A 12,366-nucleotide genomic window follows, 5' to 3' on the forward strand; every position below is an offset into this window, starting at 1 on the left:
CACTCACAAACTCTGTATAAGTTCCAAAATGACCATGTCCATAACTGAAAACAACGAAGCAAAGCGCCCAATTTATACCTTAGCCATTGCTATTGAATTTTTGGGCACTCACTATCATGGTTGGCAACGCCAAAGAGAGGTACTTGGCGTACAAGAAGCGTTAGAGACCGCCATTAGTACTGTTGCCAATGAACCAGTAGAAGTGATTGCTGCAGGGCGCACAGACTCAAGTGTTCATGCTGGCAATATGATTGCCCATTTTGTTACTCATGCTTATCGACCCTCGCACAATTGGCTGCGTGGTGTAAATAGTCTTTTGCCTGATGATATCGCTTTACGCTGGGTTCAGCCGATGCCTGCTGACTTTCATGCGCGTTTTGCCGCAATTGCTCGTCGTTATCGTTACATTACTCTCAATCAAACTCAGCGACCTGCCATCCTCAACCATCAAGTGACACATATTCACGAGCCGCTTGACCTAAAAGCCATGCAGCTTGCAGCATCTGATATCGTTGGTACACATGATTTTAGTAGCTACCGTGCTGCCGCTTGTCAATCTAATCAGCCCGTGCGCCATATTAGCCATGCCAATCTTTTTACTCATGGTCAGTTTATCGTCTTCGATATTCAAGCTGATGGATTTTTGCACCATATGGTGCGAAACCTGATGGGGACGTTATATGCAATCGGCAGACACGAGTTAGAACCGGCTGACTTCTTAAATATTTTGGCGAAAAAAGATCGGACAATAGCACCACCAACTGCTTCAGGTGATGGCTTGTATTTCATTAATGCCTATTATCCTGAGCATTTTCAAAACTTACTGCCCGATGCGCCGCTCACGCCTATTTGGCTCAACCTTCCCGATTAAATTCATATAATCTGGCATACATATCACTTACAGGCTGTCAAGTAAAAATCAGGTTCCGTATTGCTTTAATCTGCTAACTTACGTATAATATGGGCTTATTTTAAATTGATTGATGATACAAATTATGGCAAAAGACGAGATTATTGAATTTGAAGGCGAAGTCATTGACACCCTTCCAAATACTTTGTTTAAAGTTCGTTTAGAAAACGGACACGAAATTATTGCGCACATCTCAGGTAAGATGCGTAAGCATTACATCCGAATTTTGACTGGTGATAAAGTTAAGGTTGAGATGACACCTTATGATTTGTCTAAAGGTCGCATTACTTACCGTGGTAAAAACTAAATTCTTATCTACTAAGATAGTTATAAGAGCATATGTATAATGCTTGAGTGGTTTAACTGATAATAATAATGATACTGCTAACCTACTCATTATTGCCTATCATATTTTAGTAAGTTAATATGGTTTTTACCATAAAAAATACCGCTAGATATCAGCGGTATTTTTTTGTCTAAAATTTAGCCGTTATTTAAATTCAACAGTTGCACCACTTTGTATCACCCCAAGTAATGCAAGCGCATCCCAATTGGTTAGACGTATACACCCCGCTGATGCCTGACGACTGATACGAGCAGGATCAGGCGAACCATGAATCCCATAAGACGGCTTACTAAGTCCAATCCATACTGAACCTACAGGGTTGTTAGGACCGGGTGGCAAAATAGACTTGCTGCCGTTCTCTGCTGTATAAGTATAATTAGGCTCGTGTACCTTAACTGCAACTGTATGCGTACCTGTTGGTGATGGTGTCGCTGTACTTCCTACTGTGGTTGGATAGCTGGCAACCAAGATACCTTTATCATCATATGCATACAATGTTTCGGTAGTCTTATCAGCAACCACTCGACTAACAGGTTTGATATTAGGATTGCCTGGATTGTAGACAGTAATGGTTTCGCCTATTGCAAATTTAGCATTAGGATTGAGCGCCTTAAGATAACTTTCACTGATATGAAACTTTTCCGCCAAACCTTCAATGACAGTTTCATAGTACATCCCTTCAAGCTTGGCTTTGGCTTCTGCTCCTGCTGGAATAACCGTGGTTTTTATATTGATATCTGCATCAGTGAGCTGATAGTTAACCAATACCGGTTGTGCCATAAGCTTATCATTCTTGGTCAACGCCTGCCACGTCTCAATATTTAATGTATCGGTCACTGCCAACCCATTTGCCAGCTGAAAAGCCTGCATTGCCTTACGAGAGTTCTTTCCCCAATAGCCATCAACTGCACCAACACCGTTTTGATGCCAGTTTAATAGAGCTTGCAGCTTAGTGGTAGTATCACGATTTCTCTTCATACCTTGTTTCCAAGTAGCACTATTTACCTTTTGCGCCTCCATTGGTAGATTTTCAGTGGTATATTTTATAGTCGGTAAATACTTATTCAACGATACTGCTGTCTTACTTTTACCAGCAACTTTTTGACTTACGCCATTGGTTACTGGGCTGACATCGTTGTTATTACTAGTTACTTGATTTGTACTATTGGACTCTGTGCTCTTAGTGGCAGTACCTTTTGCACTTCCTTCGACCGTGTCATTTTTGACATCGCTCGTTACTGCAATACTTTGCCCCATAAATAAAATGGTCGATAGACCAAGCGCTGCGATTGCCGTGCTGATTTTGGTCAATTGATACATGTATTACTCCAATTTGTTAAGTTATATTTTTTATTACAAACAACTTATAAGTAATTATAAAATTATTACCATTAATGCCCAATTAGGATTATATAATTAGTTCAACATACCATATGTACATGTCAAAAATCCTGTGACTAATATAGGACTGATTTTACAATGTGGATTGAGCCAGTAGATATTGATTTATCTAAACCAGTTATAGATAAGCTATGGTGACATATTCCCATGTGAGCATATAACAGCATTGTGTTAATAAGCGCATTAGACTGCAGTATCTGTGTTAAAACAAATGCTTTTATGCAGCTTTCTGTTTAAAGACGTTAACATTAGCGAATGCTTATCTTCTCTAAAAGCGAACAGTAAAAAACCCACAACTTGCTTAGCAAATTATGGGTTTTCATTATAAATTTTCAAAAAGTTTAGATTAGGATAAAGTAATCTCTATTAAATCAATTTTGCTAATACGGCTTGTCCCATTTGCTGACAACCGACTTGTATAAGTCCAGCTTCATTACGATCCAAGATATCGACCGTACGTAAACCATCATCAAGCACATCACTGACCGCTTGTTCAATCGCTTGTGCTGCTGCTTCTTGTTTAAAAGTATAACGTAACATCATAGCGACCGATAAAATGGTCGCTAGTGGATTGGCTATATCTTGTCCTGCGATATCAGGCGCTGAACCATGACAAGGCTCATACATGCCTTTGCCCGCTTCATCAAGGCTGGCTGATGGCAGCATGCCAATAGAACCCGTCAGCATCGCTGCTTCATCAGATAAGATATCACCAAACAGATTGCCAGTGACCATAACATCGAATTGTTTGGGGTCTTTAATCAGCTGCATACAAGCATTGTCAGCATACATATGAGATAACGCCACATCGCTATACTCTGACTGCTGTAATTCAATCATCGTCTGTTTCCAAAGCTCAGTAACTTCCAATACATTGGCTTTGTCGATAGAGCAGACTTTGGCAGCGGTTCCTGCTGCTTGCGCGCGTGTTTGCGCCAATTCAAAAGCAACTTTGCCGATACGATTGATTTCGCTGGTGCTATACACCATAGTGTTATAGCCTTGCTGCTCACCATTTTCTAGTGTACGAATACCGCGCGGCTCACCAAAATAAATACCACCAGTCAGTTCACGCACGATCAGCAAATCTAGACCCGAGATAATCTCAGGTTTAATGCTTGAAGCATTCACAAGCTGAGGATAAAGTTTGGCTACACGCAGATTGGCAAACAAACCAAGCTCACTACGGATTTTTAGCAAACCGCGCTCAGGACGTTTACTACGTTCGATACCATCCCACTTAGGACCGCCAACTGCACCTAATAACACTGCATCTGCTGCGCGTGCACGTTGTAGCGTCTCTTCTGGCAAGGGTTCACCTGTTGCATCAACTGCTACACCGCCGATCAATCCAGACTCAAGGGTCAAACCTAACGCAAACTTATCATTGACAGCGTTCAGCACATCAATGGCCTGAGTCATGATTTCAGGGCCAATACCATCACCCGCTAATGTTAAAATCGTTGCCATACTGGTCCTTGAGGTTGAGTAAATTTATATTTCTATAACTTATTTTATACTTGCTTTTGTTTGTAGCTAATAACGACAGGCTTTTAATAATTATACTTTGGCTTTTACCTTTACTTTTAATGGCACTGATGCCGCCTTAACGATACTGGCTTCTACAAACTCTCCTTGATGCTCAGTGCCAATCTGCTTGCAAAAGCGGCGCTGCACGGTATTGCCTTGATAAAGCTCAACACATAAAGGCTCTGGCGATGCTGTATCTAACAAGCTACCGGAGCTCTGGCCAGACTTTTTTTGATAAGCACGCAGCTGATAAGTGCCCGGGCCAGCAAAGTCATGAATCATAGCAAAACGCTCGACATAGCCTAGATTATTTTCTGGATAAAAATTAACGTGCACTTCACGTTTAGCGGGTTTGACCCGAGCATAATAGTTAATAAGATTTGGCATAGCAGACGCTGATAATGGCACAATCTTAATGGCATTATTATGAATAAGCGGCGTCATATCCATCGTCATAGCAGCTTGAGAATGCTTACTTCCTGTACGAGTTTTATTATTTTGGCTCGCAGCATTCATCGCAACCACCATGGTGGCATTCACAGGTTTATGATTTTCAGGCGATATCACCATCGTGCGATCTATCTTTACAATCTCACAGTGGTAGGTGCCGACACAGGCAATATTTACCTCGCCAGCGATGGGCTTAATAGTACCCGTCCATACCTTTGCGCTTTCTGCTTTATCTATCTGTTGATAGCCTGTCAACGCCTGACAACCAGATAATAAGGTTATGGCAATAGCCGTACTTGTCCATACCGCAAAACGTATTTTATTCATAATGGTGGCTACTATTTATCAGATGGAAATATATAATATAAGAATAGATTACCGTTCATTTTAGCCACTTAGTCGCCATAACTCAACGCTGTATTAGCGCTAAGCTCGTTTTTATGGCGATTCATATCCATTATTAATCGTTTGCCATTAGCGGTTTTATTTCATGATTAAACACTAGGCTCTGACTTCATTAAATATCCAAGGAGTTTTTTGCATCATTTTTTGCTCGTATTCTTTAATAGCATCGCTTTGCTGCAAAGTCAGTCCGATATCATCAAGACCATTTAATAGGCAATGCTTACGGAAGTCATCGACTTCAAACGCATACTCTTCGCCAGTTGGGGTGATGACCACCTGACGCTCAAGATCTGCAGTCAGCTCATAGCCTTCGTTGGCAAACGTGGCTTTCATTAAGGTATCAACGATTTCTTCATCCAATACAATCGGTAGCATGCCATTTTTAAAACAGTTGTTATAAAAAATATCGGCAAAGCTTGGGGCGATGACTGTACGAAAGCCATACTCTGAAAGCGCCCAAGGAGCATGTTCACGGCTTGATCCGCAGCCAAAGTTTCGGCGGGCTAGCAAAATAGTAGCACCTTGATAGCGTGGTTTATTTAAAATAAAGTCAGGATTGATAACACGTGTGCTATTGTCTTGTCCCGGATACCCTTCATCTAGATAACGCCAGTCATCAAATAAATTGACGCCGAAACCGGTACGCTTAATAGACTTTAAAAACTGTTTGGCGATAATCTGGTCGGTATCAACGTTTGCGCGATCGAGCGGACAAACGATACCGGTTTGAGTGTTATAAGCTTGCATAGTATTTCCTATCAATATTGTGCTTATTATTAAATGACGCGTAATAACTAAAAAGTTCGCACATCCACAAAGTGACCTGCCAATGCTGCTGCCGCTGCCATTGCTGGACTGACCAGATGAGTACGACCACCATTGCCTTGTCGACCTTCAAAGTTGCGATTGGATGTCGAGGCGCAATGCTCTTGTGGTTCAAGCTTATCAGCATTCATCGCAAGGCACATCGAGCAGCCAGGCTCACGCCATTCAAAGCCTGCATCCGTAAACAAAGCATCTAGGCCTTCTGCTTCTGCTTGTAATTTAACTTGCCCAGAGCCCGCAACGACGATGGCTTCTTTAATAGTATCAGCCACTTTACGACCTTTGATCACGGCGGCGGCATCACGTAAATCTTCGATACGTGAGTTGGTACAAGAGCCAATAAAGATACGGTCCAGCTGAATATCGGTAATTTTTTGACCCGCCTCCAAACCCATATAGGTATAAGCACGTAACCATCCTTCCTCTTGTGCTTCATCAATCGCTTGATCAGGCGTTGGCACTGACTGGGTGATATCGACCACCATCTCAGGCGAGGTTCCCCAAGATACTTGCGGTGCAATTTGGCTACCATCAATCTCAATCACGCTATCAAACACAGCGTCATCATCTGAGTAAAAAGTACGCCAGTAAGCTTCTGCTTGCTGCCATTGTGACTCGTTCGGCGCATATGGACGACCTTTAACATAGTCAATCGTCGTATCATCGACTGCAACCATACCCACGCGTGCGCCCGCTTCAATCGCCATATTACAGACGGTCATACGACCTTCCATGCTCATGTCTTCAAATACTTGACCAGCAAATTCAATCGCATGCCCTGTTCCGCCAGCAGTACCGATTTTTGCAATGATAGCAAGCACCACATCTTTTGAGGTTACGCCAGCGCCAAGCTCACCCGTGACGCGGATTTGCATATTCTTTGATTTTTTTTGAATCAAACACTGGGTTGCCAATACGTGCTCAACCTCAGAGGTGCCTATACCATGCGCCAAACAGCCAAGTGCTCCGTGCGTGGCAGTATGCGAGTCGCCGCAAACAACTGTCATACCAGGCAATACCAAGCCTTGCTCAGGACCGACGACATGCAAGATCCCTTGACGAGCATCATTAATCGTAAACTCAGCGATATCAAATTTGCTGCAGTTTTCATCTAAGGTCAGTACTTGTAAGCGCGAGACCTTATCCTTGATACCTGCTACACCTTCTGAGCGCTCTTTAGTGACTGTCGGTACATTATGGTCAGGGCTTGCAATATTAGCCGACAGACGCCACGGTGCTCTATTAGCCAATTCCAAACCCTCAAATGCTTGCGGACTTGTCACTTCATGCAGCAAATGGCGGTCGATATAAATCAGGCTCGAACCATCATCACGCTTGGTGACTTCGTGAGCATTCCAAAGTTTGTCATATAACGTTTGACCGGCCATATTGCTATCCTTTTTAGTGGCTAATGACTATATTTTTCATTTATTAAACCCGTAGTTTGCCAGGTTTTTATCTGTTACTTACTAATGGTTGCGATAATTGATGCCTAAAATAAGATTTATGGCGCAGATTATCAAGTAAATACAATAAATATGTCTAAAATACGTTTCGATGTCTTGTGATTATAGCAGGCTAATCCTATAATAATAATTGATGATTCTTTCATAGTTGCAAACTTTTATTTCTAATACATTGTGATTGGGTCAGCCAACTTTTATTTATAGCTCGTTATGTAGCTAAGGACATCGGTGTGAATACCACAAATTTGACGACATTCGTGACTGTGATGAATACAGGTAGTATTTCGGGTGCAGCAGAAAAGCTTTTTATTACTCAGCCTGCGGTCAGTAAACGCATCAAAAACTTAGAAGATGAGTTTAATATCACGTTATTTGATACGGTGGGTCGTGGTATTGTTCCAACTCAAGCCGCCAGTGAGATGTTACCTCATGCCAAACGATGGCTTGAAGACTACGAAAACTTTAAAATCAATCTGCAGCACTCTAAGCATATTGTATCCGGCAAACTTGTCATTGGTACTAGCCATCATATAGGCTTACACCATCTCGCCCCTGTTCTTAAGCATTTTATCCAAGCCTATCCTGCCGTACAGCTAGAGGTACATTTCGTCGATTCAGAAACCGCACATAAAGCGGTACTTGATGGTGACTTATCTCTAGCCTTTTTGACCCTGCCACCAGTCTATGACAAGCGTTTAACCTATCATACCTTATGGTCAGATCCACTTTACTTTATGACTGGTACCTTATCACCTTTGGCCAGTAAGTCTAATGTGACACTAGAGCAATTGGCACGTTACCCTGCTATCTTGCCATCTGCCAATACCTTTACCAGTCAAATTACCTTGGCTGAATTTGCCAAACACAATCTAAAGCCTTATGCCACCATGAGCACCAACCCACTTGAATCTATTCGGATGCTAGTGTCTGTAGGACTTGGTTGGTCAGTATTGCCGCAAACGATGATTAGCCAAGACTTAGAGCGTATTGATATGGCAAATAATATCGAATTACAGCGTCATTTAGGCGTGGTAATCAACCCAAAACTGACTCAATCAAACAGTGTAACGGCACTATTAGATTTGCTAGCACCCATTGAATAACGTTGCTATTAAATAACAGGTCATTCAATAAAAACTCCTAGTCTAGTGTGGTTGGATAGCTAAGATAAAATAACTTTCTAAAACATTACTTGCTGAAAGATACTGAGTTAGCATTTATGACGCTCATACGTTATAATGCCTCTGACGTTTTTTATAACATAATTTTACCCAACTGGCACTGATAATCATATATTGAACATCTCTAGTAATATATGATAGTAAACAGTAGGTTTAATGGTTTTAAATGATTGGTTATATAAGCGATTAATATTTGGCAAGTAGTAAAGAGATGATGGCATTTAACATAGCAACACATAAGTATATTTGCCCTTTTCTATACACATTGTTTGATAAGTATTGTCCTAAAACAGCATCAATCATATAAAACTAACGGAAGATATTGAATAAAAGCCATTATGTCCTACTTAATGGCTTTTTTTGTCTTTAGATATTGTTTCTAAACATCGTCTTGCAAGACTTAATTTTTCTCGTTAAAAATAATGACAGCCAACAACGTTGGTTAAGGACTATTTATATGAACGGAGTTTCTAGTGGCGTGCTGATATCACTTGGCGCCTATTTCTTAGTGATGATCGGGATTGGGGTTTATGCTTATTTTAAGCAAGCCAATGATACCGAAGGCTATATGCTTGGTGGTCGTAGTCTCGGTCCTGCGGTAACCGCTTTATCCGCTGGCGCATCAGACATGTCCGGTTGGCTATTACTTGGTTTACCGGGTTATATGTATGCCGATGGCGTCGTGAGTATCTGGATTGCCCTCGGTTTGACATTGGGTGCATTTTTAAACTATATCATCGTGGCACCGCGCTTACGTGTTTACACTGAGATTGCAGATAATGCCATCACATTACCTGACTATTTTGCAAATCGATTCGAAGATAAGTCGCATATGCTGCGTGTTATCTCAGCAGTTGTAATTATTTTATTCTTTACTGTTTATACAGCAGCTAGCTTAGTTGGTGGTGGTAAACTGTTTGAAAGCTCACTCAACTTATCTTATACCACAGGTTTGTGGGTGACTGCTGGTGTGGTTGTCGCCTATACTCTATTTGGCGGCTTTTTAGCAGTGTCAATGACTGACTTTGTACAGGGCATTATCATGCTATTTGCGATGGTTATCGTACCTGTTGTAGCCTTTACTGATCTTGGCGGAATTTCAGCCACAACTGAGGCGGTCAGGAACATCGATCCAAGCTTACTTAATGTCACCAGTGGTATGACGATCCTTGGTATTGTCTCGTTAATGGCTTGGGGTTTGGGGTACTTTGGGCAGCCGCATATTATTGTACGCTTTATGGCTATTCGCTCAGTCAAAGATATACCAACGGCACGTAACATTGGTATGAGCTGGATGATTGTAAGTCTAATTGGTGCATTGATGACTGGTTTTGCAGGTCGTGCCTATGTACAAAAAACAGCAATGACTTTAGATGATCCTGAAACTATCTTCTTAGTATTCACCCAGTTCTTATTCACGCCATTAGTTTCAGGCTTCTTGTTAGCCGCTATTTTAGCCGCGATCATGAGTACAATCTCATCACAGCTATTGGTCGTATCAAGCTCACTAACCAAAGATGTGTATAAGCTGTTTTTTGATAGAGATGCACCAGAAGCCCGCCAAGTAATGGTCGGTCGTCTTTCAGTTATCGTGGTCGCCGTCGTTGCTATTTTGCTGGCTTCTAATCCTGAAAGCTCTGTATTAAGTTTGGTCTCTAACGCTTGGGCAGGATTTGGTGCGGCATTTGGACCGTTGGTTATTTTCAGTCTTATCTGGCGCGGTATGAACCGAAACGGTGCGGTTGCTGGTATGGTCGTTGGTGCATTAACTGTCATCTTATGGATCTATGGTCCTTTCCAGATGAATGGTATGGCACTAAATAGCTGGTTATACGCTATCGTTCCAGGCTTTATCTTAAGTACTATTGCCATCTTTGCTGTAAGTATTATGACAGGTGGTCCAAAAGCCTCAGTCTCAGCGAAGTTTAAAGAAATGGAAATGAACTTAGATCAATAAGCACTTTTTAATTACTGCTGTTAAATTAGAAAACCTCGCTACTGTTATAGTAACGAGGTTTTTTATTGTTTGATTAAATATCACTGGGTTATTTCAATGCTAACTGCCTCTATATCATCAATTTGCGTGATAAAAAGGTAGTTAGTAGCCCTCTACGTCTATTACTCTGAAAGTTACTACCTATTTATTTTTAAATAGATGCAGTATCACTAGGCTACTTCTTGCAAATCTCTATACTACCTAATAATAGCAAGTAGTAAATCTTTATATAAATAGCATTCAAATCTCAATATTAACGTACCGTTTCTATCTATTTCTATAGCTATTAGGTTTTTCCTCGATTCATATATATAAGAAAGCGACCCTTAATGGATCGCTTTCTCATGTCTAACCTATTTGTCTATAATAGTGTTTTATTTAGCTTGATAAGATATTTTTACACCAGCCACATAACCATCGTTGTCTTGGAAGTCACCAACGATCTTATCTGTAGGTAGTTGACCTTGAGCATCACCAAACCATAAGTATTTACCACCTGCTGATACTGCCCAGTTCTCTGTAAGGTTATACTTAGCACCTAGACCAACACTGTAATAACCATCAATTGGACCTAATGAAGTCGTTGGATCACCAGCGCCACTATCCCAACCAACTGTACCACTAATGGCTAAAGCTGGGGCAATGCGTTTAGCAAGACCAAGCTCTACCTGCCATTGATCATCTTCATATTCAACCAAATCTAGTCCATTAGGACCATATCTACCTTTACTAACTTCATTATATAAAGGAGGAGTAATGGCAAAATCACTCCACGGTACCCAGCGTACTTTGGCCGTCGCTAATGTAGTAGGATTAAGACCAGTTTGGAAATCAAAGTTTACTGATTGTGGTGTGGTTAATTCCATGTTAGCAACTTGAGTATCTGGAATAGAACGTGGAGGTGTATCAGTAGCACCAATAGCTGGTGCTAAAGGATATTTCTCATAAATATTCATACTATGATCAATTTCAGAGCGATATGTGAGAGCAGCTTTTAAAGCGATTTCAGGCTTGCTGTACGATACACCAGCTAACCATCCATAATCTTGATCTGGGCTAATATGTGAGGTATATCCAGTCGCTGGACCATAAGCAAGACCACGTAATTTAACGTCTGCTTGTACACGCTGTGCTACTGGACCACCGTAGACTTGAAACTCTTTACTGGCACCGAACTTTGCGCCAAGAATAGCAGTAATACTTTCGCTACGAACTTCGACATTAGTTCCTTCACCTTTGTTAGCCGCTTCAGCGCTTGCAATAGCACCTACTGTTTTAAGACTTTTTATAGTCTCAACAGCTGCAGCTCTTTGCTCCGGAGTAGCCAGTGGATTTTGAGCTGCAGCAGTTGCTGCTACAATCGCAGGTCCTATAGTTGCAGCTGTTACTTTCCCACCGCTTAATTCTATAATAGAAGCGTTTTGATCACCTTTAGATACAAAATTATTATCACCTTCGTATTTGGCAGAAGCACCAAATGGCTCGTCATATAAGATACCAACACTAAAAGTGTCATTGATGTCCGCTTTTACGCCATAACGAAAGAAGTCGTAAGACTCAGCAATATCACCAGTGGCATTACCTTTAACATAGGTATTGCTTGTAGGGACATTGTTAGCACTGTCGAAACCACTAACGTCTGCGTCGATGTAGGTATAGACCGCCTCAGCATAGGTGCCATCTTGTAGGAATGCTGTAATATCTTGACCTGAACGATCAAGACCTGCAGCATTAGACATACTGGCTATAGAAAGAGTAGCTATCGCTACAGCAAGAGTTTTTAAATGAAAAGTAGCGCGCATTGGGTATCTCCAAACATCCTAGTTGTTAAATCATCTTCATAACTCATATTCAGC

Annotated in this window: 10 protein-coding genes; 4 read left to right on the forward strand and 6 right to left on the reverse strand. The window is 41.4% G+C overall.

Going from position 1 to position 12,366, the window contains the following annotated elements; all coding sequences use genetic code 11:
• Nucleotides 1-28 precede the first annotated feature (28 nt).
• Both truA and infA read left to right on the forward strand, forming a co-directional pair.
• Entirely contained in the window at nucleotides 29-871 is an 843-nt protein-coding gene (gene truA, locus FQ082_RS01630) for a tRNA pseudouridine(38-40) synthase TruA (RefSeq protein ID WP_188018881.1), read from the forward strand.
• 124 nt (nucleotides 872-995) lie between these two features.
• Nucleotides 996-1,217 (forward strand): translation initiation factor IF-1, encoded by a 222-nt coding sequence (infA, locus tag FQ082_RS01635; RefSeq protein WP_010199824.1) that lies wholly within the window; start codon nucleotides 996-998, stop codon nucleotides 1,215-1,217.
• A gap of 183 nt (nucleotides 1,218-1,400) precedes the next feature.
• On the opposite strand, the gene FQ082_RS01640 is transcribed toward infA, so the two are convergent.
• The 5 genes from FQ082_RS01640 to leuC all read right to left on the reverse strand — a co-directional run bounded on the left by FQ082_RS01640 (nucleotide 1,401) and on the right by leuC (nucleotide 7,255).
• Nucleotides 1,401-2,576 carry a L,D-transpeptidase family protein gene (locus tag FQ082_RS01640; RefSeq protein ID WP_149491797.1) on the reverse strand — a complete coding sequence of 392 codons (1,176 nt, stop codon included), beginning with the start codon at nucleotides 2,574-2,576 and terminating at the stop codon, nucleotides 1,401-1,403.
• A 447-nt stretch (nucleotides 2,577-3,023) separates the two neighbouring features.
• Nucleotides 3,024-4,127 carry a 3-isopropylmalate dehydrogenase gene (gene leuB, locus FQ082_RS01645; protein WP_149491798.1) on the reverse strand — a complete coding sequence of 368 codons (1,104 nt, stop codon included), beginning with the start codon at nucleotides 4,125-4,127 and terminating at the stop codon, nucleotides 3,024-3,026.
• A 90-nt stretch (nucleotides 4,128-4,217) separates the two neighbouring features.
• Nucleotides 4,218-4,964 carry a hypothetical protein gene (locus FQ082_RS01650; RefSeq protein WP_149491799.1) on the reverse strand — a complete coding sequence of 249 codons (747 nt, stop codon included), beginning with the start codon at nucleotides 4,962-4,964 and terminating at the stop codon, nucleotides 4,218-4,220.
• Nucleotides 4,965-5,138: 174 nt separating this feature from the next.
• On the reverse strand, nucleotides 5,139-5,789 hold the full coding sequence (gene leuD / locus FQ082_RS01655) for a 3-isopropylmalate dehydratase small subunit (protein ID WP_149409543.1): 651 nt from the start codon (nucleotides 5,787-5,789) through the stop codon (nucleotides 5,139-5,141).
• 47 nt (nucleotides 5,790-5,836) lie between these two features.
• Nucleotides 5,837-7,255, reverse strand: a complete 1,419-nt coding sequence (leuC, locus tag FQ082_RS01660; protein WP_020443717.1) for a 3-isopropylmalate dehydratase large subunit — start codon at nucleotides 7,253-7,255, stop codon at nucleotides 5,837-5,839.
• 308 nt (nucleotides 7,256-7,563) lie between these two features.
• Between leuC and FQ082_RS01665 the strand changes: the two genes are divergently transcribed.
• A complete protein-coding gene (locus tag FQ082_RS01665) occupies nucleotides 7,564-8,436 on the forward strand; it encodes a LysR family transcriptional regulator (RefSeq protein ID WP_149409544.1) in 873 nt (290 codons plus the stop codon).
• 535 nt (nucleotides 8,437-8,971) lie between these two features.
• Complete coding sequence (gene putP, locus FQ082_RS01670) at nucleotides 8,972-10,471, forward strand: sodium/proline symporter PutP (RefSeq protein ID WP_011513904.1); 1,500 nt, start codon at nucleotides 8,972-8,974, stop codon at nucleotides 10,469-10,471.
• Between the two features lie 413 nt (nucleotides 10,472-10,884).
• Here putP and FQ082_RS01675 read toward each other — a convergent pair whose 3' ends face one another.
• Nucleotides 10,885-12,312 (reverse strand): outer membrane protein transport protein, encoded by a 1,428-nt coding sequence (locus FQ082_RS01675; protein ID WP_149491800.1) that lies wholly within the window; start codon nucleotides 12,310-12,312, stop codon nucleotides 10,885-10,887.
• Nucleotides 12,313-12,366: the final 54 nt, after the last annotated feature.

The sequence above is a fragment of the Psychrobacter sp. ANT_H56B genome, from assembly GCF_008369245.1.
GTDB classification, from domain to species: domain Bacteria; phylum Pseudomonadota; class Gammaproteobacteria; order Pseudomonadales; family Moraxellaceae; genus Psychrobacter; species Psychrobacter cryohalolentis.